The organism is Pseudomonas sp. NPDC087346, from assembly GCF_044744235.1.
Taxonomy (GTDB): domain Bacteria; phylum Pseudomonadota; class Gammaproteobacteria; order Pseudomonadales; family Pseudomonadaceae; genus Aquipseudomonas.
Window position 1 is genome coordinate 1 of record NZ_JBIUXX010000009.1, and the last position, 21,210, is coordinate 21,210.

21 protein-coding genes are annotated in these 21,210 nt (G+C 59.6%); 5 read left to right on the top strand and 16 right to left on the bottom strand.

From position 1 onward, the window contains the following. Window positions 1-412 precede the first annotated feature (412 nt). Both ACIOZM_RS07535 and ACIOZM_RS07540 read right to left on the bottom strand, forming a co-directional pair. Window positions 413-3,481, bottom strand: coding sequence for an efflux RND transporter permease subunit (locus ACIOZM_RS07535; protein ID WP_401211429.1), 3,069 nt, complete (start codon window positions 3,479-3,481; stop codon window positions 413-415). 6 nt (window positions 3,482-3,487) lie between these two features. Further along, window positions 3,488-4,600, bottom strand: a complete 1,113-nt coding sequence (locus ACIOZM_RS07540) for an efflux RND transporter periplasmic adaptor subunit (RefSeq protein WP_401211431.1) — start codon at window positions 4,598-4,600, stop codon at window positions 3,488-3,490. 94 nt (window positions 4,601-4,694) lie between these two features. On the opposite strand from ACIOZM_RS07540, the gene ACIOZM_RS07545 reads away from it, so the two are divergent. Further along, on the top strand, window positions 4,695-5,330 hold the full coding sequence (locus ACIOZM_RS07545; protein WP_401211434.1) for a TetR/AcrR family transcriptional regulator: 636 nt from the start codon (window positions 4,695-4,697) through the stop codon (window positions 5,328-5,330). A 131-nt stretch (window positions 5,331-5,461) separates the two neighbouring features. Here the strand turns inward: ACIOZM_RS07545 and ACIOZM_RS07550 are convergent, their stop codons facing one another. Beyond that, entirely contained in the window at window positions 5,462-6,244 is a 783-nt protein-coding gene (locus tag ACIOZM_RS07550; protein WP_401211436.1) for a class I SAM-dependent methyltransferase, read from the bottom strand. Between the two features lie 92 nt (window positions 6,245-6,336). Here ACIOZM_RS07550 and ACIOZM_RS07555 point away from each other — a divergent pair, with 92 nt between their 5' ends. Further along, window positions 6,337-6,957 carry an energy transducer TonB gene (locus tag ACIOZM_RS07555; protein ID WP_401211438.1) on the top strand — a complete coding sequence of 207 codons (621 nt, stop codon included), beginning with the start codon at window positions 6,337-6,339 and terminating at the stop codon, window positions 6,955-6,957. 3 nt (window positions 6,958-6,960) lie between these two features. Here ACIOZM_RS07555 and ACIOZM_RS07560 read toward each other — a convergent pair whose 3' ends face one another. The 7 genes from ACIOZM_RS07560 to ppc all read right to left on the bottom strand — a co-directional run bounded on the left by ACIOZM_RS07560 (window position 6,961) and on the right by ppc (window position 14,369). Continuing rightward, the gene (locus ACIOZM_RS07560) at window positions 6,961-7,653 is read right to left on the bottom strand and encodes an extensin family protein (RefSeq protein WP_401211440.1); all 693 of its coding nucleotides are present in this window, start codon (window positions 7,651-7,653) and stop codon (window positions 6,961-6,963) included. Between the two features lie 2 nt (window positions 7,654-7,655). Further along, the gene (locus ACIOZM_RS07565) at window positions 7,656-8,492 is read right to left on the bottom strand and encodes an oxaloacetate decarboxylase (RefSeq protein ID WP_401211443.1); all 837 of its coding nucleotides are present in this window, start codon (window positions 8,490-8,492) and stop codon (window positions 7,656-7,658) included. Between the two features lie 33 nt (window positions 8,493-8,525). Then, complete coding sequence (locus ACIOZM_RS07570) at window positions 8,526-9,386, bottom strand: DUF72 domain-containing protein (protein ID WP_401211446.1); 861 nt, start codon at window positions 9,384-9,386, stop codon at window positions 8,526-8,528. Continuing rightward, window positions 9,386-9,694: a hypothetical protein gene (locus ACIOZM_RS07575; RefSeq protein WP_401211448.1), complete on the bottom strand. Its 309-nt coding sequence runs from the start codon at window positions 9,692-9,694 to the stop codon at window positions 9,386-9,388. The genes ACIOZM_RS07570 and ACIOZM_RS07575 overlap by 1 nt, the downstream gene beginning before the upstream one ends. A 327-nt stretch (window positions 9,695-10,021) precedes the next feature. After that, entirely contained in the window at window positions 10,022-10,696 is a 675-nt protein-coding gene (tsaB, locus tag ACIOZM_RS07580) for a tRNA (adenosine(37)-N6)-threonylcarbamoyltransferase complex dimerization subunit type 1 TsaB (protein WP_401211451.1), read from the bottom strand. A gap of 93 nt (window positions 10,697-10,789) precedes the next feature. After that, entirely contained in the window at window positions 10,790-11,437 is a 648-nt protein-coding gene (adk, locus tag ACIOZM_RS07585) for an adenylate kinase (RefSeq protein WP_401211453.1), read from the bottom strand. Between the two features lie 301 nt (window positions 11,438-11,738). Beyond that, complete coding sequence (gene ppc, locus ACIOZM_RS07590; protein WP_401211456.1) at window positions 11,739-14,369, bottom strand: phosphoenolpyruvate carboxylase; 2,631 nt, start codon at window positions 14,367-14,369, stop codon at window positions 11,739-11,741. Window positions 14,370-14,584: 215 nt separating this feature from the next. Here ppc and ACIOZM_RS07595 point away from each other — a divergent pair, with 215 nt between their 5' ends. The 3 genes from ACIOZM_RS07595 to ACIOZM_RS07605 all read left to right on the top strand — a co-directional run bounded on the left by ACIOZM_RS07595 (window position 14,585) and on the right by ACIOZM_RS07605 (window position 16,552). Beyond that, window positions 14,585-14,929 (top strand): pilin assembly protein, encoded by a 345-nt coding sequence (locus ACIOZM_RS07595; protein WP_401211459.1) that lies wholly within the window; start codon window positions 14,585-14,587, stop codon window positions 14,927-14,929. A gap of 374 nt (window positions 14,930-15,303) precedes the next feature. Next, on the top strand, window positions 15,304-15,708 hold the full coding sequence (locus ACIOZM_RS07600) for a DUF4398 domain-containing protein (RefSeq protein WP_401211462.1): 405 nt from the start codon (window positions 15,304-15,306) through the stop codon (window positions 15,706-15,708). 55 nt (window positions 15,709-15,763) lie between these two features. Continuing rightward, window positions 15,764-16,552 (top strand): OmpA family protein, encoded by a 789-nt coding sequence (locus ACIOZM_RS07605; protein WP_401211465.1) that lies wholly within the window; start codon window positions 15,764-15,766, stop codon window positions 16,550-16,552. A 172-nt stretch (window positions 16,553-16,724) separates the two neighbouring features. On the opposite strand, the gene ACIOZM_RS07610 is transcribed toward ACIOZM_RS07605, so the two are convergent. The 6 genes from ACIOZM_RS07610 to ACIOZM_RS07635 form a co-directional block, all read right to left on the bottom strand. After that, a complete protein-coding gene (locus tag ACIOZM_RS07610) occupies window positions 16,725-17,054 on the bottom strand; it encodes a hypothetical protein (protein WP_401211468.1) in 330 nt (109 codons plus the stop codon). Beyond that, on the bottom strand, window positions 17,051-17,956 hold the full coding sequence (locus ACIOZM_RS07615; RefSeq protein WP_401211471.1) for an alpha/beta hydrolase: 906 nt from the start codon (window positions 17,954-17,956) through the stop codon (window positions 17,051-17,053). Before ACIOZM_RS07615 ends, ACIOZM_RS07610 begins: the two co-directional genes overlap by 4 nt. Before the next feature lie 151 nt (window positions 17,957-18,107). Further along, a complete protein-coding gene (locus ACIOZM_RS07620) occupies window positions 18,108-19,358 on the bottom strand; it encodes a flavohemoglobin expression-modulating QEGLA motif protein (protein WP_401211910.1) in 1,251 nt (416 codons plus the stop codon). A 60-nt stretch (window positions 19,359-19,418) separates the two neighbouring features. Then, entirely contained in the window at window positions 19,419-19,979 is a 561-nt protein-coding gene (locus ACIOZM_RS07625; protein ID WP_401211473.1) for a hypothetical protein, read from the bottom strand. A 126-nt stretch (window positions 19,980-20,105) separates the two neighbouring features. Beyond that, a complete protein-coding gene (locus ACIOZM_RS07630; RefSeq protein WP_401211913.1) occupies window positions 20,106-20,810 on the bottom strand; it encodes a TetR/AcrR family transcriptional regulator in 705 nt (234 codons plus the stop codon). Window positions 20,811-20,924: 114 nt separating this feature from the next. Continuing rightward, window positions 20,925-21,210, bottom strand: a 286-nt coding sequence (locus ACIOZM_RS07635) for an amino acid--tRNA ligase-related protein (RefSeq protein ID WP_401211476.1), incomplete at its 5' end; no start/stop codon positions are given.

The window sequence follows — 21,210 nt, forward strand, 5'->3', positions numbered from 1 at the left end:
CAGGCATATTCGTAGCCCACAGGTGCATGTTCCTTCCTATCTTGCTGACCAATTCCAGCGCTATCAGTATGGAAGAAGAAAGAACGGACGACCTACATCGGCAGGCTGAGTGGAGGGATTCATCCGGGGGTGGGCGCGCAGCGCCGTTCGACGCAGTCGAACAGATCGAGAGGAGGTGCAGCGCAGCAAACCGTAGGCGATCCCCCCGGATGAAACCCGCAACGAAGGAACCCCGAGCCCCAGCGAGCGGGCCGAACGCCGGGGCCCAGCGTTTTTTGCTTACTTTTTTAGGCGCTTGTAAAAAAGTGAGTCGCCGTAAGGGCGAAACCCTAAGCAGCCATCACCGCAGCAACGGATATACACCAAAAACCCCAAGAGCATGGCCGGCCCAAAGGCCGCCACGCCAAAAAAATCACCCCTCCTTACGCACCCTGAACCAAGCCGCATACAACGCCGGCAAAAACAAAAGAGTCAACGCCGTAGCCACAATCAACCCCCCCATGATCGCCACCGCCATCGGCCCAAAAAACACACTGCGCGACAACGGAATCATCGCCAGAACCGCCGCCAGCGCCGTCAACACAATCGGCCGAAAGCGCCGCACCGTAGCCTCGATAATCGCCTGCCAAGGCTTAAGCCCGGCAGCAATATCCTGCTCGATCTGATCCACCAGAATCACCGAGTTCCGCATGATCATCCCGGACAGCGCAATCGTCCCCAGCATCGCCACAAACCCGAACGGCTGACGGAACACCATCAAAAACAGCGTCACCCCGATCAACCCCAACGGCGCCGTCAGAAACACCATCGCCGTACGCGAGAAGCTACGCAGTTGCACCATCAGCAACGTCAGCACCACCACAATGAACATCGGCACCCCGGCGTTCACCGACTTCTGCCCACGCTCCGAATCCTCGACCGTACCGCCCACATCCAGCAGATAACCGTCCGGCAATTCAGCGCGGATCGGATCAAGCGTCGGCTGAATCTGCTGCACCAGCGTCGCCGGTTGCTCCTTGCCATAAATGTCCGCACGCACCGTCACCGTCGGCAGGCGATTACGGTGCCAGATGATCCCTTCCTCAAAGCCATATTCCAGCGTGGCAACCTGCGACAACGCCACACTGCGGCCATTGTCGGTCGGCACCGCCAGACTCGGCAGCAACGACAACTCGGTACGCTCATGCACCGTGCCGCGCAGCAGAATCTCGATCAACTCGTTGTCTTCGCGATACTGACTGACACTCGATCCGGTCAGCGAACTCTGGAGAAATTTCGCCAGATTGGCAGTGCTCACACCAAGCGCCCGAGCACGATCCTGATCGATGTTCAGGTACACGACCTTGCTCGGTTCTTCCCAGTCCAGATGCACATTCACCACATGCGGATTCTCGCGAACCTTGGCCGCCACTTTACGCGCCAACGCACGGACTTCTTCGATGTGCTCCCCGGTCACGCGGAACTGTACCGGGTAACCCACCGGCGGCCCGTTTTCCAGCCGTGTGACCCGCGAACGCAGGGCCGGGAATTGTTCGTTCAAGGTATCGATCAACCAGGTGCGCAGAGCCTCGCGCTCCTCGATGGTCTTGGCCAACACCACAAACTGGGCAAAGCTCGCGGCCGGCAATTGCTGATCCAGCGGCAGATAAAAACGCGGTGAACCGGTGCCGATATACGCCACATAGTTATCGATGCCGGCGTGTTCCTTGAGCATCGCTTCGAGGCGTTTGACCTCGCCGGTGGTATTGGCCAGCGAAGCACCTTCAGCGAGTTTCAGATCGACCATCAACTCCAGTCGATTCGAAGCCGGGAAGAATTGCTGCGGGACAAAACGGAACAACACCACCGAAGCGATAAACAACCCGACCGTCAGCACAATCACGGTTTTGCGGTGAGACACGCACCACTCCACCAGACGTCGAACCCGCTGATAAAACGGCGTTGCGTAAGGGTCTGGATGACCGTCGTCGACGCCATGTTTGGCCGCATGAATTTTCGCCAGATCCGGCAGGAGTTTTTCCCCCAGATACGGCACAAACACCACTGCCGCTACCCATGAGGCGAGCAGCGCAATGGTCACCACCTGGAAGATCGAACGGGTGTATTCGCCGGTGCCGGACTGCGCCGTGGCAATCGGCAAAAAGCCTGCGGCGGTGATCAACGTACCGGTGAGCATCGGGAATGCAGTGCTGGTCCAGGCGTAACTCGCGGCTTTGATCCGGTCGAAACCCTGCTCCATTTTGATCGCCATCATTTCCACGGCGATGATCGCGTCGTCCACCAGCAAACCCAGCGCCAGCACCAAAGCCCCGAGCGAGATTTTGTGCAGGCCGATGCCCAGGTAATACATGCAGGCAAAGGTCATCGCCAACACCAGCGGAATGGTCAACGCGACGACCATGCCGGTGCGCACGCCGAGCGAGAAGAAGCTCACCAGCAACACAATCGCCAGCGCTTCGACCAACACCTGAACGAACTCGCCGACCCCGGTTTTCACCGCTGCCGGTTGATCGGACACCTTGCGCAGTTGCATGCCGGCCGGAAGGTTGTTCTGGATGCGTGAGAACTCGACTTCCAGCGCTTTACCCAGCACCAGAATATCGCCGCCATCCTTCATCGCCACAGCCAGACCGATAGCGTCTTCGCCCATGAAACGCATGCGTGGCGCCGGTGGATCATTGAAACCACGGTGCACTTCAGCGACATCGGAGATGCGGAACGTACGATCACCAACGCGGATCGGGAAGTTCTTGATCTCATCGACGGTCTGAAAATTTCCCGAAACCCGTAGCTGCAATCGCTCGCTACCCGTTTCGAAGAACCCGGCAGTGGACACTGCGTTCTGTTCCTCCAGCGCCTGCTGCACCGCCGCCAGTGGCAAGCCGAGGGTGGCGAGTTTGACGTTGGACAGTTCGACCCAGATCTTCTCGTCCTGCAACCCGAGCAGGTCGACCTTGCCGACATCCTTGACCCGTTGCAGCTGAATCTGCACACGGTCGGCGTAATCCTTGAGCACGGCGTAGTCGAAACCGTCGCCAGTCAGCGCATAGATATTGCCGAAGGTAGTGCCGAATTCATCGTTGAAGAACGGGCCCTGAATGCCCGGTGGCAAGGTCTGACGAATGTCGCTGATCTTCTTGCGCACCTGATACCAGAGGTCAGGAATGTCCTTGGAGTGCATCGAATCGCGGGCAATGAACGTGACCTGCGATTCACCGGGACGCGAGAACGACACAATGCGTTCGTACTCGCCGGTTTCCATCAGCTTCTTTTCGATACGTTCAGTGACCTGACGCGAGACTTCCTGCGCTGTCGCTCCCGGCCAACGGGTTTGAATCACCATGGCCTTGAAGGTGAACGGCGGGTCTTCACTTTGGCCCAACTTGGTGTAGGACACCGCGCCAACGATGGCCAGAAGAAGCATCAGGAACAGTACGATCTGGCGATTACGCAACGCCCATTCGGAAAGGTTGAAGCGCATCGGGACTTACTCCTTGTCCGCCAGATTGACCACACGGTTGGAGCGATCCACGGGGCGCACCTGCTGTCCTTCGAGCAGCACGTGTACACCAGCGGCCACTACCCAGTCGCTGGCATTGAGACCTTCGAGCACCGGCACGGTTTTTTCGCCGAACGGGCCGATGCGCACAGGAGTCTTCTTCAAGGTGTTGTTGGCGCTGACGACCCAGACATAGGTCGCGCCGTTTTCAGCGGTCAATGCCGAGAGCGGCACCGACAGCGGCACGGTTTCTGCGGTTTGCACGAACACCCGGGCGCTTTGGCCGAGTTCGGCCGGGACTTTGCCGGCGGTGAATGCGATGCGTGCAGCGAAGGTCCGCGACTTAGGATCGGCGGCGGGCGACAGCTCACGAATCTGCCCGGGGAAGCGCTGGTTTGGTTGCGTCCACAATTCCACCGACACCGGCTGACCGACCTTGAAGCGGCCAAAATTCTGTTCCGGCAGGCTGATCGACACTTCACGCTCGCCGTCGGTGGCGAGGGTGAACACGGTTTGCCCGGCGGCGACCACCTGCCCGACTTCAATCAAACGCTTGGCTACCACGCCATCCTGTGGCGCACGCAGCACCGCGTAACTGGCCTGATTGGTCGAAACGTTGAATTCGGCTTTGATTTGTTTGAGGCGGGCTTCGCCAGAGCGGTAGAGGTTTTCAGAGTTGTCATAGGCGGAGCGACTGACCATCTGCCGATCCATCAAGGTCTTGTAGCGGTCACGCTCGGCGCGTACCAGGTTCAGATTGGCCTCGGCGGCGCTGACCTGAGCGCGGGTGGCTTCCAGTTGCAGGCGTACATCCTGCGGATCGAGTTCAGCGAGGGCCTGATCGGCCTTCACACGCTGACCTTCTTCGACCAGTCGTCGGCTGACTTTGCCGCCAATACGGAACGCCAGATCCGGTTCATAGCGAGCGCGAACCTCACCCGGATAACTTTCCATCGCCTGCGCCGAAGGCTCCGGCTGCACCACCATGGCGGGGCGTACAGCGACTTGCGCCGCCTCTTCCTGACCGCACGCGGACAATAAAAAAACCAGACTGACTGGCAATGCAAAGGGCCACGTGAGGTGCAGTGCATGGCGGAACATGATGACGGACCTTTCGCTAATGGTGCTTGGAATAATTATACTGGCCGGTATGTTATTAATACCAAACTCACCAGTCCAGTAATAAAAGCCAAGAATGTCGAACAATCTTTCAGCTCCAAGCGGCCCGGGCCGTCCAAAGGATCTGGCCAAGCGCCAGGCGATCCTCGAAGCGGCGAAAACCCTGTTTCTGAGTCAGGGCTATGCCAGCACCAGCATGGACGCGGTGGCTGCCGAGGCTGGCGTGTCGAAATTGACGGTCTATAGCCATTTCAACGACAAGGAAACGCTGTTCTCCGCCGCCGTGGTGGCCAAATGTGAGCAGCAATTACCGCCATTGTTCTTCGAATTGCCGGAAGGCATCGCCGTGGAAAATGTGTTGCTGAACATTGCCCGGGGCTTTCATCAACTGATCAACAGCGATGAATCGGTGAACCTGCATCGCCTGATCATGGCGCTGGGCAGTCAGGACCCGAAGCTGTCACTGATCTTCTTCGAGGCCGGCCCGCAACGCATGTTGCAAGGCATGGAGCGCTTGCTGACGCGGGTGCATGAAACCGGCGCGCTGAGCATCGACAAGTCGCGCAACGCTGCCGAGCATTTCTTTTGCCTGCTCAAGGGCGCGGGGAATTTTCGGCTGCTGTATGGCTGCGGCGAGCCGCTGACTGGCGAGGCGGCGGAGAGCCATGTGCAGGAAGTGGTGGGGTTGTTTATGCGGGCTTATCGGCCCTGATTCGTCAGCGTCTGTTCTGACGCCATCGCTGGCAGGCCAGCTCCCACAGGTTTTAGTGATGTGCACACAATTTGTGTTCACGCCACGATCCCTGTGGGAGCTGGCTTGCCAGCGATTGGGGCGACCCGGTCTCAGGGTTTGAGCGCTTTCTTCGGGTAGATGTCGTACCGGCTGGATTTGCCATCCAGCGCATGACTTGGCTTCGGCCCGTCAATGCACGGCGCCTTGCGCGGACGCTTGACCACCACGCGGTGAGTGGCCAGCGCCAAGGCAGCTTCAAGCAAAGCCGGCGCATCCGGATCATCACCGACCAATGGCCGAAACAGACGCATCTCTTTCTTCACCAGCGCGGTTTTCTCGCGATGGGGAAACATCGGGTCAAGGTAGATCACCTGCGGCGGCTCGCCTTCCCAGTTGCGCATCACTTCGATGGAATTGCCCTTGAGCAACTTCATCCGCGCCACAATCGGCGCCACTTCGAAATCTTCCGCGCCACGCGCCAGACCATCCTCAAGCAGCGCGCCGATCAGCGGCTGACGTTCGATCAGGCTCATCTCGCAACCCAGACTCGCCAGCACGAACGCGTCCTTGCCCAGTCCCGCCGTGGCATCCAGCACCCGTGGGCGCACGCCTTGGGCGACGCCGACAGCCTTGGCGATCATCTGGCCGCTGCCGCCGCCGTACAACCGACGATGGGCCGCGCCACCTTCGACGAAGTCCACCCGCACCGGGCCCGGCGCGTCCGGCCCCAGTTGTTGCAGCTGCAAACCCTGCTCGCCGACCTGCAAGGCGAACTCGCCGTCAGCCACTTGCAGCGGCAGGCCCAGGCGTTCGGCCCACTGCTCGGCCTGCGTCGCGAACGTCGGGCCGAGGGCTTCGACATGGATGCGGCAGGCCGCAGGTTGCTCAATCATGGAAAACACGCTCAAAAAGTTAAGGATCGGCAAAAACTGCCGATAACCCAATCAATGCGCATTTTGCCAGAGCTGAGCGTCGACCGAAAAAAATGTCAGGCATTCTTCCCACATCGATTGGCTACATTTCGCCCAAAGGCGACTTCAGCCGTCATAACACTCAAGCACTGGGCGGCGTCAGCCACCTGTGGCAGGACTTTTTCGCCCAGGCGATGTCCGAGCAGACGAGTGATGTGGTCCCGGCCTGCGGCACTTTTCCACCGGTTGACCTCAACAGCGATGTAGAGCCGACCGTCGGCAGCGAACTGCACGCGCACATCGTCGACCAACGCGAATGCAACGTGGTCGACACCGAAGTGCGTCCGCCAGAGCCGCTGTTCCTGCCAATCGCCGAGTTCGAAATGGAGCTGGCCGACAAGCCGTTCCCACCGTTCCCGCCAGAAGAACTCAAGGCTCAGCAAGAGCAGCAGGACTTCGACAGCAGTTGGGTTCGTCCAATCGTGATCAACAATGGTCAACCGATTCCGGAGCCGGGCGCTGCGCCGCAAAAACGTCCTCTGTACCTGCCGATTGCCGAGTTCGACCTCGATCTGATGCAGAAGCCGTACCCGCCATTCCCGCCAGAAGAAATCGTCGAACAGCAGAAGGCTCTGGACTTCGATAACGGCTGGGCACGTCCGATCGTTCTGCAGAACCTGCGCATCGCCGCCTGACCCTCAGCGACACACGCTCCAGCGCCCGACATCGACATGAAAGTGATTGCGATGGGCGGCGTTGTAATCCGGGCTCAACACCACACTGAACATCTCGCAGGCACCGTCACGCACCTGACGTAGAAACTGCGCGTCCTGATTTTGTTTCGGCCAGTCCTTGAGCACGCTGATCGTGCGGCCGTCCGCCAGACGAAAACCGGCGATATCCAGCGCATCGGCACTCGCGTGCTTGCTGAGAGCGCCATTCTCGCGATTGTAGATATTGCGGCAGGCAAAGCTGCCGAGGTGATCAAGCCGCGTCACTGGCTGCCCATAAACAGCCTGAGCGGCCGGTTGCAGCTCATGGCGCTCGAACATCGCGTACGCCACCGCCAGAGGGCAACTGGCGAGGAAGCTGCTGCTCAGCGCCACCTCGCCGCTCTGAACCCGCACGGCGTCGATCAACGGACACTTGGCGTCCGGCGTATCCGATTGCGGCGCGACCCGCAGGCCCGAGCTGCGCAAGACCTGTTCACACAATTGCGGATCGCCGCGCAGGCGCATCAGTTTGTAGCCGGTCAGCCAGTTCGGCCTCGCCTTCACATCCAGCGGTGCCCACGGATTCCATTCCGGCGACAGCGGTAGCCAGCCGCGCCAGACGCTGACCACCGCGCTGCTGAGGATCAGCAGAATCAACAAGCCGATCCAGCGCACCATGTTCAGCCTTTGAAAAACTGATTGGCCCGCGCATACGGCATCGACTGCGAGGTAAAGCCAAACGTGCCGGATTGCTGGATCTCTTGCGCCGCGCGGAAAAACTCACCGTACGCCGCCAGCGCCAATGCCGAACCGGTGCTGATGCGCCGCACGCCGATTTCTTCCAACTGTTGCACCGTCAGTTTCAAGCCGCCGGACATCAACACGTTGACCGGTTTCGGCGCCACCGCACGCACCACCGCCAGCACTTCTTCGGCGCTGCGCAGCCCCGGCGCATAAAGCACGTCGGCGCCGGCCTCGGCAAAGGCCTGCAAGCGGCGGATGGTGTCGTTGATGTCGGGATTGCCGTGCAGATAGTTTTCCGCACGTGCCGTCAGAAGGAATGGAAACGGCAAGGTGCGCACGGCGGCGACGGCTGCTTCGATCCGTGCCACCGCGTGATCGAAACAATAGATCGGCGCATCGGCACGACCCGTGGCGTCTTCGATCGAGCCACCGACCGCACCCGCCTCCGCAGCACGAATCAGGCTTTGCGCGCATTCGGTTGGGTCGTCGGCGAAACCGTTTTCCAGGTCCACCGCCACCGGCAGATCCGTCGCTGCAACAATCGCCCGGACGTTGGCCAGGGTATCTTCGAGGCTCAAGGCGCCATCGGCTTTGCCTTGGGAAAACGCGTAACCGGCGCTGGTGGTGGCGAGTGCCTGATAGCCAAGACTGGCGAGCATCTTCGCCGAGCCCGCATCCCACGGATTGGGAATCACGAAAATCCCGGGACGTTCATGCAGGGCTTTGAAGGCGTGGGCTCTACGCTCTTGTGCTTTACAGGCTTGGGCATCCATCGACGGGCTCCTGGGCAGGGAAACGAATCCGCCTCAGAGCAGGCCAAGTTGCTCGGCGGCGGGTTCTCTGTATAGCTCAGGCAGGGATGGCAGGCCAGGCAAACGTTGCATCAGTTGTGCGTGAAAACGTTGCGCCAGCTTCGCCGCCAGAAGGTTATCGGCGGTGTGCAGGAAGATGTACGGCGTGCGCCCTTCTTCGATCCACTCGGCGATTTTCGCCACCCACGGCACGAGGAACGGATCGTTGGCTTCCAGCTCGGGATGGCCGATGAAGCGCACCTGCGGGAATTGGGTGAACGCCGCTGGCCGGGTTGGTACTCGGGGCTTTTTCGACTGGGCGTGGATCACCGATGATTCGGTCGACAGGCAACTGAACAACGCACGCGGATCGAGGCAGATGCGCTCCACGCCACGGTCGAGCAACAGGCGATTGAGCAGGCGTTCGCTTTCACCTTTGGCGAAGAACTGCTCATGCCGCACTTCCACCGCCAGCGGGCAATCCAGCGCATCGATGAACGCCGCCAGCTCGGGCAACCGTTGCGGGGTGAAGCTTTTTGACAGTTGCAGCCACAGCGGCGATACCCGCTCACCGAGCGGACGGAGTAACTGGACGAAGTTTTCGGCGGCGGTCAGTTGTTCGCGCAAGTCACCGCCGTGACTGATGTCACCGGGAAACTTGGCGGTGAAGCGAAAGTGTTCGGGCATGATCTCGGCCCAACGCTGCACGGTGGCCGGCGACGGGCTGGCGTAGAAGGTCGTATTGCCCTCTACGGCGTTGAACACTTGGGAATAGAGACCGAGGAAGTCGGAAGTTTTTGCGTCTACCGGGTACAGATACTCGCGCCAGGCGTTTTCGCTCCAGGACGGGCAACCGAGGTAGTAAGGCAGATCCATCAGATGTACAGATCGAGGCCCAGCACGTCGGCATCCCAATCGACAAAACCGGCGGTGCTCAGGTAGCTGGCCAGAGCCATCGCTACGCTTTTGCTCATCGCACGGTGATAAATCAGGTCTTGCTGACGGGCTGGCAAATTGCTCAGGCGCTGCGCAGTGGCTTTGGCAGCACGTGCGGCCAGTTGCTCTTCAGTCGGGAATTCCAGCTCGCCTTCGATATCATCGACGGATTCATCCTGCGCAACATTGCCTTTGCGAGGCTTGCGCTTGATGGGGTAGGACTGAGAGGAAAGGCCGTCTATACGCATAAATTCATGCTCGGTATCGATGATGGCAATTTAGCGGCACCTGACCGACTTAGCAAATCGCCGAGTGATAACTAGAACACATAAAGGGCAAAAGGTTTAAAGCGAGGGGCTGGAAACTGACGATTGGCAGGAATTGGAATAAAGGCGCCGGGATTGCGAAGATTTTTTGTGGCGAGGGGATTTATCCCCGCTGGGTTGCGGAGCAACCCCAAAACCAGCAAACACGGTATTACTGAGGGACCGCGTTTTACGCGACTACGACTGCTCCGCAGCCGAACGGGGATAAATCCCCTCGCCACAAAAGCTCTCTGTACAGAACACTTGCATTCAACGAGCCTTGGGGGTGGCCACTTTGTCGCGCAGGTAGACCGGTTGCGCTTCGTCTGCCGGGACCGATTCGCCGCGTTCCCAGGCAAAGCGCGCCAGGGTCAGCAGGTCTTCGGCGTGGGGCAACATTCCTGCGTCCGAACCGGTCAGCTTGACCGCGATTCGCTCGCCATAACCCCAACCAGTGCCAGCACCGAACCAGTCGCCGGTCGAATCCGCAGGCAGCGCCGCGACTTCCGGAGGCAACACCGCTTCGACACCCACCAGACGCATCTCCCCCGCCGTCTCGCGATAGCAGCCCCAGTAGACTTCATCCATTCGCGCATCGATTGCCGCCGCCACCTGGCTCACGCCATGTTCGCGATAGGCACGCTGCGCCAGCACAGCTAGGTTGGACACTGGAAGCACCGGACGATCCAGCGCGAACGCCAGCCCTTGCACCACACCGATGGCAATCCGCACGCCAGTGAAAGCGCCCGGGCCACGGCCAAATGCAATGGCATCCACCGCTTGCAGGGTGGTGCCGGCGTCGGCCAGCAGTTGCTGGATCATCGGCAGCAATTTCTGCGCATGCAGGCGCGGGATCACCTCGTAATGGCTTGTGACCTTGCCGTCATGCAGCAAGGCAACGGAGCAAGCTTCAGTCGCGGTGTCCAGGGCCAGCAAGGTGCTCATCGATGTTTCCAAAACAGGGGTGGGGAAAAGTGCGCCAGTATAAACAACTACGGCCCGCAAGCGGGCCGTGGATGATGCAGCCGATCAGACATTTCAGCTCAGCGCTTCAAGCACCTTGGCGGTGATTGCTTCAACCGAACCGACGCCAGGGATGTGGCTGTACTTCGGCTTGCCGTTGGCGGCCGACAGCTTCTGGTAGAAATCCACCAGCGGCTTGGTCTGCGAATGGTAGACCGACAGGCGATGACGCACGGTTTCTTCGGTGTCGTCCTTGCGCTGCACCAGTTCGTCACCGGTGATGTCGTCTTTGCCAGCGATTTTCGGCGGGTTGTAGACGATGTGGTAAACGCGGCCGCTGGCCTCGTGAACGCGACGACCAGCGATACGCTGAACGATTTCTTCGTCTTCAACAGCGATTTCAACCACTGCGTCCAGCTCGACGCCGGCAGTGACCAGCGCTTCAGCCTGAGGAATGGTGCGCGGGAAACCGTCGAACAGGAAGCCGTTGGCGCAATCTGCTTGCGCGATACGGTCCTGGACCAATGCGATGATCAGGTCATCCGACACCAGGCCGCCGGCATCCATGATGCTCTTGGCTTGAACGCCCAGTGGAGTGCCGGCCTTGACCGCAGCACGCAGCATGTCGCCGGTGGAGATTTGCGGAATGCCGAATTTCTCGGTGATGAACTTAGCCTGAGTACCTTTACCGGCCCCGGGAGCTCCCAGCAGAATGACGCGCATTAGATGTGCTCCTCAATTTTTTTATAGAAAGCTTATACAAAACAAAGGATTCGCCTCTTTGGGCAAATCTTGTCAAAAACCGGTCGTGGCCGCCCAAACGGCCAAAGGCTGATCAAGATACACAGCAGGCTGCGCCCACACAAGACGCCAAAAGTCGGAGAAACCGACGTCTTCCGCGACCTTGCGACCCGGTAACCCAAGTCGCAACCCCATCATTAACTGTCGCCTGACCGCATATTTCACCTGCACACAAAGCAGCGCCCGAGGCTGGCCCCGGGCGCCGTACGCTCCAGCAAAAATCTTAGCCGGTATTACGCAAACCGGCGGCAATCCCCGCCACAGACACCAGCAGCGCCTGTTCCACCGGGCTGCCCTGCTCGACATTCTGCTGCCGCGAACGGGCCAACAGCTCGGCCTGCAATAGATGTAGCGGGTCGAGGTAAGTGTTGCGCAGACGGATGAATTCGAGGGTATCCGGGCTATGTGCCAGCAGCTGCGACTGCCCGGTCAGGCCAAGTACCACGGAACATGCCTGCGACAATAGGTCGCGTAAGTGCACACCCAAAGGTAACAAGTCCGACTCCACCAGTCGCTCGTCGTAGGACAGCGCAATATCCGCGTCAGCCTTGGCCAGCACCATTTCCAGCATGTCGATGCGGGTTCGGAAGAATGGCCACTGCTCGCGCATCTGCCCGAGCAGTTCACCCTCGCCACGCTCCAGCGCTTTGCTCAGCGCCGACTCCCAGCCGAGCCACGCCGGCAGCATCAGCCGCGTCTGGGTCCAGCCGAAGATCCACGGGATCGCCCGCAGACTCTCGATACCGCCAGCACGGCGCTTGGCTGGCCGGCTGCCCAGTGGCAAGCGACCCAGTTCCTGTTCCGGCGTGGACTGGCGGAAGTATTCGACGAACTGCGGATTCTCCCGCACCACGGCGCGATAAGCGCTGACACCGTCGGCGGCCAATTCGTCCATCAGATGCCGCCATTCCGGCGTCGGTGGTGGCGGTGGCAGCAAGGTCGCTTCGAGCACCGCCGCGAGGTACAGATTGAGGTTTTGCTCGGCGATGTCCGGCAGGCCGAATTTGAAACGAATCATTTCCCCTTGCTCGGTGGTGCGGAAACGCCCCGCCACCGACCCCGGTGGTTGCGACAGAATCGCCGCATGCGCCGGACCGCCGCCACGGCCCACGGTGCCGCCGCGACCGTGGAACAACAGCAGTTCGACTTGCTGTTCGCGGCAGATTTCCACCAGGCGTTCCTGTGCCCGATATTGCGCCCAGGCGGCGGCGGTGGTGCCCGCGTCCTTGGCCGAGTCGGAATAGCCGATCATCACTTCCTGCGGGCCTTGCAAGCGTGCGCGATAACCCGGCAGCAGCAACAGACGCTCGATCACTGGCCCGGCGTTGTCGAGGTCGGCAAGGGTTTCGAACAGCGGCACCACGCGCATCGGCCGCAGCACGCCGGCCTCTTTCAGCAGCAGTTGCACGGCGAGCACATCGGATGCAGCGCCAGCCATCGAGATTACGTAAGAGCCCAACGAGGCGCCCGGTGCAGCGGCAATTTCCTTGCAGGTATTGAGCACTTCGGCGGTGTCGGCCGACGGTTTGAAATGCGCGGGCAGCAGTGGCCGACGATTGGTGAGTTCGCGGGTCAGGAAGGTGATGCGCTGCTCTTCGTCCCAGTCTTCATAACGACCGAGGCCCAGGTAATCGGTGATTTCAGTCATCGCCGAGCTGTGCCGCGACGAGTCCTGACGCACATCGAGGCGCACCAGAAACAGGCCAAACGTCACCGCCCGACGCAAGCAATCGAGCAACGGCCCGTCGGCGATCACGCCCATGCCGCATTCGTGCAGCGAGTTGAAGCACAGCTCCAGCGGATCAAGCAGATCGCGGTTGTTTTGCAGCACATCGGCTGGTGCTGGCGTGGTCGCGGTTAACGAGGTGTGCGCCCAGTTACGCGTGGCTCGCAGCCGTTCACGCAATTGCTTGAGCACCGCACGGTACGGTTCGGCGCTGTCGCCGGCCTTGGCCTTGAGCGCTTCGCTGGCCTGTTGCATCGACAACTCGGCCGCCAGGTGATCGACATCGCGCAAGTACAGATCGGCCGCCATCCAGCGTGCCAGCAGCAACACTTCGCGGGTCACCGCAGCGGTGACATTCGGGTTGCCGTCACGGTCGCCGCCCATCCACGAAGCGAAGCGGATCGGCGCCGCCTCCAGTGGCAGACGCAGGCCGGTAGCGGCAAACAACGCCTGATCGGCCTTGCGCATATGGTGCGGAATCGCCTGCCACAGCGAATGCTCGATCACCGCAAAACCCCATTTCGCTTCGTCCACCGGGGTTGGCCGGGTACGGCGGATTTCCTCGGTATGCCAGGCTTCGGCGATCAGGCGTTGCAGGGTGTTCTGGATTTGTTCGCGCTCGGCGCTGGTCAGGTCGCGATGATCCAGAGCTGCAAGTTGCGCGGCGATGGCGTCGTACTTCTGGATCAGTGTGCGCCGTGCGACTTCGGTCGGGTGCGCAGTCAGCACCAGTTCGATTTCCAGCCGCGCCAGTTGCCGCGCCAGGGATTCGGCGCTGTGGCCTTCGCTGCGCAGACGCGCCAGCAGTTCCGGTAGCACGCGGGATTCGAACGGTGCGGGCTGCGATTCTTCGCGACGATGAATCAACTGATATTGCTCGGCGATGTTCGCCAGATTGAGAAACTGGTTGAACGCACGCGCCACCGGGAGCAATTCGTCTTCGCTCAACTGGTTGAGGCTGGCGCTCAGTTCGGCGTCCATCGAGCCGCGCCGGTCAGCCTTGGCGCCCTTGCGGATCTGCTCGATCTTGGCGAGGAAGTCCTCGCCATACTGGTCACGAATGGTATTGCCCAACAGCTCACCCAAGAGGTGAACGTCCTCGCGCAAGCGTGCATCAATATCGGTCATCAGCAGTTCTCCAGCGGTAATCCAGACGGCTTGGAAACAAAGGCTTGTGGACAGAGAGTGCCGCTCTGCGGCGCGTCTGACAAGCAGACGACGAAGGGACTTTAAACCTTGTGGCTAAAAGCTAGTCTCAACAGTAAGCCGTACAACGGCTTGCCGCCGGCCACCGGCGGACACTCACAAGGGCCTGCCATGAGCAGGTGTGACATGAGGTCATTATGAAAATCCGTGAACTCGCCCAGCATTGGGAAGAAAACGCCAAAGGTCGCCTGACCGACACTGGCTACACGATTCATCTGGATGTCGAGGCCGCTGCGAGGCTGGCCGCGATTGCCGAAATGTACCCCAAACGCCACCCCGAGGAGCTACTTGGCGAACTGATCGGCTGCGCGCTCGAAGAGTTCGAGGCGAGTCTGCCGTATGTCAAAGGTTCGACCGTGGTTGCCACCGATGAGGAAGGTGATCCGCTGTATGAGGACGTCGGGCCTACGCCGCGTTTTCTGGCGCTGTCGCGGCGGCATTTGCAGGATTTGTCGGCCAGTGAGGGCAAGCAAAAACACTGATTGGCTATAGAAAAACCTGTGGGAGCGGGCTTGCCCGCGATGGCGTCAGATCAGTCAAACAATGGCTGAATTTGACGGCCCCATCGCGGGCAAGCCCGCTCCCACAGGGACTGTATTTATCTTCAAAACATTGCTATTTACCGCCCTCCGAGAACAACGAAATACCCCTCCCCTCCCCCAAAGTTCCCGTCCTAGAGCCTTGTCCATTCGGTCATGTTTTTTTTGGCCAGTAGCCATCTTTTCTGAACTTTTGAAAAACGCCTCCGGTCGGAACCTGTAACCACGCCTGGTACGAGCGTTTCAAAAAAGCGCTTTCACACGACGCTTGCGGCTCCTCGACCGGCATGGATTCAGATGTTTTCAGGAGATGCCTAATGGAGTTGAAGACCATGAAAAACCCAACCACGTTTTCCCACCTGCGCGGTCTGAAACTGGCTGCCCTGGCTATCGGCACCAGCTTCGTTCTGGCCGGTTGCGCCGGTAATCCACCGACCGAGCAATACGCGGTGACTCAATCGGCCGTGAACAGCGCCGTCAGCGCTGGCGGTACCGAGTTCGCAGCGGTCGAGATGAAGCAAGCGCAGGACAAACTGAAACAAGCCGAAATCGCCATGCACGACAAGAAGTATGACGAAGCTCGCACCCTGTCCGAACAGGCCGAGTGGGACGCTCGCGTAGCGGAACGCAAGGCTCAAGCCGCCAAGGCAGAACTGGCTGTGAAGGATTCCCAGAAAGGTGTTCAGGAACTGCGTCAGGAAAGTCAGCGCCCAGTGCAATAAGCGCGCATCCCGACCGCAAGGCTGAAACTCTTATCGATAGAAAGGACGACAAATTATGCGTAAGCAACTGATGATTCCCGCTCTTCTGGCCGCAAGCGTTGCCCTGGCTGCCTGCTCCACTCCGCCAAACCAGAATCTGGAACAGGCACGCACCAACTACGCCGGCCTGCAAGCCAACCCGCAAGCAAGCAAAGTGGCGGCACTGGAAACCAAGGACGCCAGCGATTACCTCGACAAGGCTGACAAGGCCTACATGGACAAGCAAGATGCGTCCAAGGTCGATCAACTGGCTTACCTGACCAACCAGCGTGTCGAAGTGGCGAAGCAGACCATCGCCCTGCGCACCGCTGAAAACAATCTGAAAAACGCCTCCGCACAACGTGCCCAGGCGCGTCTGGATGCCCGTGATCAGCAGATCAAACAGCTTCAGGACAGCCTGAATGCCAAACAGACCGATCGCGGTACGCTGGTGACTTTCGGTGATGTGCTGTTCGCCACCGACCGTGCAGACCTGAAGTCCAGCGGTCTGGTCAATATCAACAAACTCGCGCAGTTCCTTCAGGAAAACCCTGACCGCAAAGTGATCGTTGAGGGTTACACCGATAGCACAGGTAGCGCCAGCCACAACCAGACGCTGTCTGAGCGTCGCGCTAATTCCGTACGTACTGCTCTGGTGAAAATGGGCGTAGATCCTGCGCGCATCGTTTCGCAGGGATACGGCAAGGAATATCCGGTTGCCGAGAACGGCAGCGTTTCCGGCCGTGCAATGAACCGTCGTGTGGAAGTGACCATTTCCAACGACAACCAGCCAGTGATGCCACGTTCGGCGGTAAGCTCGAACTAAGCTTCACTGCGTAACGCAAAAGCCCCGCCTGAGTTAATCAGGCGGGGCTTTTTTATCCACAAACACAAAACCCTGTAGGAGTGAGCCTGCTCGCGATGGCGGTGAGTCAGCTAGATAAATGCCAACTGAATGGACGTAGCCGCGAGCAGGCTCACTCCTACAAAAAAGCCGGTTATGGCTCGAGTTTTTGCGGGGTTTCTTCGCCCATGCAGCGCACGGCTTTTTTCTGGCCGTTGATCAGTACACCGGTCAGGCCTTTCTGTTCGGTATCGAACAGCACCAGCACGCCGTCGATGCACTGCGCCACTTGCGGCGCCGGGTCCAGCGAGACTTTGTAGTCTTCGCCAGGAACGGTCTTGAGCATGGTGAATTCGTTGAGCAGCAACGCATCCTCGGGTTTGGCGAAATGCAGGTAGCCGTAGAACCACAGCGCACCGACGGTGCCGAGGATGCTGCAGATACCGGTGATGATCAGCGGGATGGCGTTACGTTCTTCACTCATTGCGGACTCTCATTTTCAGAATTCGGGGGTTGCGGGTAATTCGGGATTTCGCCGAGGCGGCGCAGGCCGTTGAAATGCTCGGGGTCTTCGAGATAGCGCAGCATCACCTGACGCCAGACCGGGTCGCCGAAGGTCTGTACATGGCCGCCACGGGTCAGTTGCAGCACGCGCGGTGGCGGCGCAGCTTGATACAGACGGATGCCATTGGAAAGCGGTACCAGCGAATCGTCGATACTGTGGAAAATCAGCTTCGGCACGCCGTCGAGTTTGGGCATCGCGTTGATCGCGCTGTCGCCGTCCGGCACCAGCCACGACAGCGGCACTTGAAATGGCCAGGTCAGCCATGACGTGCTGAGGGCGTATTGGCCGACGCTGCGATAGCTCGCGGGCGCACCGTCGAGGATCAACGCCTTCAGTTGTTTCTGCCGCTCGGGATGCTCCACCAGCCAATGCACCGCCATCGAACCGCCAAGGCTCTGGCCGAGCAGGATCAATGGTTTGCCTTTGACCTCGGGCGCCTTGTCGAGCCAGGCGAACGCGGCGTCGATGTCCTGATAGATCGCCGGCAAACTTGGCTTGCCCTCGGACAATCCATAACCGCGATAGTCGACCAACAACACTTGATAGCCGTTTTTCGGCAACCACCAACTGCCACCGAGGTGCATCGGCAGATTGCCGCCGTTGCCGTGCAGATGCAGGACGGTGCCTTTGACTTCGACGCCCGGTTTGGCCGGCAGCCACCAGGCGTTCAGCTTGAGGCCGTCGGCGGTGGTCAGGGTCACGGTGCGGTATTCGAGCTTGGCTTTTTCCGGGGTGAAGATCTGGCCCGGCTCAGGGTAGAACAGCAGCGAACTGCAACCACCGAGGGTCAGGAGCAGGCAGAAGATGCCGAGGATTCTCATCCGGTGAAACCTCGCGAAGGTTCAGGTTGAAACACAATAAAAAACTGTAGGAGCTAGCCTGCTGGCGATAGCGGTGTGTCAGGCAACATCAATGTTGAATGTGCAATGGCTATCGCTAGCAGGCTAGCTCCCACAGGGGTATCTGTTGTGGTTAGAGGATGTTGGAGTAATCCGCCTCGATCCGGTCCAGGCTCAAATGGTTGAGGAAGTTGGAGAAGCACATCCACGCCGCCAACGCATTCAAGTCGCGGAACTGGTCCGGCAGATACTTCGGCGGTACCACCAGCCCCTCGTCGACCAGCTGACGCAAGGTGCGCATGTCTTCCAGCGTGGTCTTGCCGCAGAACAACAGCGGTATCTGCTCAAGCTTGCCCTTACGCACGGCCAACTGAATGTAGTTGTAAACCATGATAAAGCCCTTGAGATAGGACAAGTCTTTGGTAAATGGCAGACCGGTTGGCGTCGATCCACGGAACACACGACTGGCGTTGCCGTAGCTTTCCGCCATTTCGAAGCCCTGCTCGCGGAAGAACTCGAAGACCTGCAAGAAGTCGGCGCCCTCCTCGACCATATGAATGGCGCGGGTACGGTTGGTCAGTTTACGCAAGCGACTCGGGTAGGACGCGAAGGTGATGATTTCCATCAGGATCGCCAAACCCTCCTGAGTCACCGTCGATGACGGCGGACCTTTCGACAGGAAGGTGCAGATCGGCTGATTCAAGCCATTGAGCGTGGTGCCCACATGCACCAGACCTTCATGGACTTCCAGCGCGCGCACGTCGCGATCGTTGAACATCGCGTCGGTGCGGATCTTGATGTAGTCGGCACCCGCAGCGGCGTCGGCGACGATACCGTCGGACTCGAACACACGGATGGTTTCCTCGGCCTCGCCAAATACTTTGTTCAGACGCGTCTGCAACAAATGCACGGCGTCCTTGGCGGTGAGGATTTTCGGTTCGTCCTTGAGGTCGCCACGACCATCGATGTTGTTCAGGTAATCCGACATCATCAGGCCAAGGTCGGCCAGCGTCGGGTCACCGGCATGGAATGCATCGGATGCAGCGCCGTACAACTCTTGCGAGATCAGGCCGAAATCTTCGGTGCCACGCGCTTCGAGCATGCGCACCACCATCCGGTATTCCTTGCACATGCGGCGCATGATCTGCCCGACCGGGTTGAACTGACCGAGCTGGCGGGTGATGTCGCGCTCGATGTTCTGGAATTCCAGTTTGACCTTGCTCGAATCGAAGGTCAGCGGCCGGTTGAGGTAGTAGTCGCGATCGACTGCGGGCATTTCCTTGCCCTTGGCCTTGAGGAAGCCCTTGCGCACGTTCTCGTCCCACTTGACCGCGTCGAGGACGCGGATCGGTGTCTGCGCCAGCACAATGCGATCGGACAACATGCGTATCGTCTGCTGGTAATCGTCCACCCGAAACTCCTGTAGAAAACGTGACGTACTGGATTATTTGGCGCCGCTTTTGACCTGACGCTGGTAGCGCACCGCTTCGACGAACACGTCGGAATTGGCCGGATCATCGAGGTAAGCAAAGACCTTGTCGAGGCGGCTGTCGACCTGCACGCCGTCGCCGTCGTCGGTCTGGAAGGGCTGACCGTCGAGGGTTTGCTGTTTGATTGCCTGATTGATCTGCTCGAGATCGAGGTTGTAGACCACCAATTCGTGTTTGTCGGTCAGTTCGAAACCGGCGATGGTGTATTGCCCGCCGAAACGTGCCGGGACTTTCGCCGACAGATACCAGCGACTGCCATGCCGCGAAACAGTGAAAGGATAGGCATCGCGCTCACCGGGCTTGGCCTTGAGCCAGGTGACAGCCTGATAGCGGTCGTTGCCGACGCGGGTCAGTTCCAGATTCATCGGCTCACCCCAGGCATTGATGCTCGACCATTTGCCGAGCAGGCCCTTGGGCGCCGGGGCACTGGCGGGGATCGGCTCCTTGAAGGTCACCAGGCATCCGCTGAGCAACAGAAACGACAAGGCGATCAGCACGCCGCGCCAGGCTTTCATTCAAAACTCCCTATGAAACACTACGTCTCCCTGTAGGAGCTGCCGAAGGCTGCGATCTTTTGACTTTGGTTTTTAAAAACAAGATCAAAAGATCGCAGCCTTCGGCAGCTCCTACAGGGGATTGCGTTATACCGAGGCGAGTACCAGGTGCATATACCGATTCAAGATACCGAGCATGTCCTGTTCGGCCAAAGGCTCGGCGCCGTTGAGCAGGCCCTGATATTCCATCCGGCCGATAATCGCCGTCAACACTTTGGCATCCTGTTGCGGTTCACGCGAGCCCAATACCTGAAACAACTGGCAGGTGCCCTGCAACAGAATCTGCTGATGCGAGCGCACCAGTTCCGCCAGACGCGGGTTGAGCAGCGCTTCCTGGCGGAACGCCTGCTCGGCCATCAAGTGCTCGCGACGGTTGACCAGTTGCCGGTGCACATAGTCAGCCATCAGCCGGGCGATATCGTCCGCCAGTTGCGAGCGCGACTCCGGGCTGCCGTCGCCACTGACCACCATCTCGCGCAGCAGGCCTTCGTTGTTGACCCACAACTTGGCCATGTATTCGGCGCTGCGTTCGACGTATTGCGCGAAGGTATCGGTGAGCAGGTCATCGATATCCTTGAAGTAATAAGTGGTGGCCGACAGCGGCACAGCGGCCTCGGCAGCCACCGCACGGTGGCGCACTGCACGCACGCCGTCACGCACGACAATGCGCATCGCCGCATCGAGAATGTCCTGGCGTCGCTGTTCACTGCCCTGTCGGCTGGCCTTGCGGCCCTGGTACTGAACACTTTCAGCGACCGCAGTGGCGATACCCGCTGCACCCTCTTGAGCCATAGCAACCATCACGACAGGACTTCCTCTGTTATTTCAAAAGTAACCAATTGATACATTTGTACCAGACAGGCAATAAAAAGCCGCCTGTTTTAGGCGGCTTTTTAACTGAAACGTTTACGCTTGCGGTCGCATGTGCGGGAACAGGATCACATCGCGGATCGACGGGGAGTTGGTCAGCAACATCACCAGACGGTCGATGCCGATGCCTTCACCCGCCGTTGGCGGCATGCCGTACTCCAGCGCACGAACGAAGTCGGCGTCGTAGTGCATGGCTTCGTCGTCGCCGGCGTCCTTGTCGGCCACCTGCGCCATGAAGCGCTCGGCCTGGTCTTCCGCGTCGTTCAACTCGGAGTAGGGGGGGGGGGGGGGGGGGGGGGGGGGGGGGGGCAGGAGGACCAGC

What these genes read in the sequence shown, in the direction of transcription:
- ACIOZM_RS07575 (WP_401211448.1), bottom strand. Translation starts at nt 9,694, where the DNA reads ATGCGTATAGACGGCCTTTCCTCTCAGTCCTACCCCATCAAGCGCAAG.
- ACIOZM_RS07630 (WP_401211913.1), bottom strand. Translation starts at nt 20,810, where the DNA reads ATGGCTCAAGAGGGTGCAGCGGGTATCGCCACTGCGGTCGCTGAAAGT.
- ACIOZM_RS07550 (WP_401211436.1), bottom strand. Translation starts at nt 6,244, where the DNA reads ATGATTGAGCAACCTGCGGCCTGCCGCATCCATGTCGAAGCCCTCGGC.
- ACIOZM_RS07535 (WP_401211429.1), bottom strand. Translation starts at nt 3,481, where the DNA reads ATGCGCTTCAACCTTTCCGAATGGGCGTTGCGTAATCGCCAGATCGTA.
- ACIOZM_RS07625 (WP_401211473.1), bottom strand. Translation starts at nt 19,979, where the DNA reads ATGAAAGCCTGGCGCGGCGTGCTGATCGCCTTGTCGTTTCTGTTGCTC.
- ACIOZM_RS07560 (WP_401211440.1), bottom strand. Translation starts at nt 7,653, where the DNA reads ATGGTGCGCTGGATCGGCTTGTTGATTCTGCTGATCCTCAGCAGCGCG.
- ACIOZM_RS07565 (WP_401211443.1), bottom strand. Translation starts at nt 8,492, where the DNA reads ATGGATGCCCAAGCCTGTAAAGCACAAGAGCGTAGAGCCCACGCCTTC.
- ACIOZM_RS07595 (WP_401211459.1), top strand. Translation starts at nt 14,585, where the DNA reads ATGAAAATCCGTGAACTCGCCCAGCATTGGGAAGAAAACGCCAAAGGT.
- ACIOZM_RS07600 (WP_401211462.1), top strand. Translation starts at nt 15,304, where the DNA reads ATGGAGTTGAAGACCATGAAAAACCCAACCACGTTTTCCCACCTGCGC.
- ACIOZM_RS07570 (WP_401211446.1), bottom strand. Translation starts at nt 9,386, where the DNA reads ATGGATCTGCCTTACTACCTCGGTTGCCCGTCCTGGAGCGAAAACGCC.
- ACIOZM_RS07620 (WP_401211910.1), bottom strand. Translation starts at nt 19,358, where the DNA reads ATGTTGTCCGATCGCATTGTGCTGGCGCAGACACCGATCCGCGTCCTC.
- tsaB (WP_401211451.1), bottom strand. Translation starts at nt 10,696, where the DNA reads ATGAGCACCTTGCTGGCCCTGGACACCGCGACTGAAGCTTGCTCCGTT.
- ACIOZM_RS07615 (WP_401211471.1), bottom strand. Translation starts at nt 17,956, where the DNA reads ATGAGAATCCTCGGCATCTTCTGCCTGCTCCTGACCCTCGGTGGTTGC.
- ACIOZM_RS07545 (WP_401211434.1), top strand. Translation starts at nt 4,695, where the DNA reads ATGTCGAACAATCTTTCAGCTCCAAGCGGCCCGGGCCGTCCAAAGGAT.
- ACIOZM_RS07610 (WP_401211468.1), bottom strand. Translation starts at nt 17,054, where the DNA reads ATGAGTGAAGAACGTAACGCCATCCCGCTGATCATCACCGGTATCTGC.
- adk (WP_401211453.1), bottom strand. Translation starts at nt 11,437, where the DNA reads ATGCGCGTCATTCTGCTGGGAGCTCCCGGGGCCGGTAAAGGTACTCAG.
- ppc (WP_401211456.1), bottom strand. Translation starts at nt 14,369, where the DNA reads ATGACCGATATTGATGCACGCTTGCGCGAGGACGTTCACCTCTTGGGT.
- ACIOZM_RS07540 (WP_401211431.1), bottom strand. Translation starts at nt 4,600, where the DNA reads ATGTTCCGCCATGCACTGCACCTCACGTGGCCCTTTGCATTGCCAGTC.
- ACIOZM_RS07605 (WP_401211465.1), top strand. Translation starts at nt 15,764, where the DNA reads ATGCGTAAGCAACTGATGATTCCCGCTCTTCTGGCCGCAAGCGTTGCC.
- ACIOZM_RS07555 (WP_401211438.1), top strand. Translation starts at nt 6,337, where the DNA reads ATGTCAGGCATTCTTCCCACATCGATTGGCTACATTTCGCCCAAAGGC.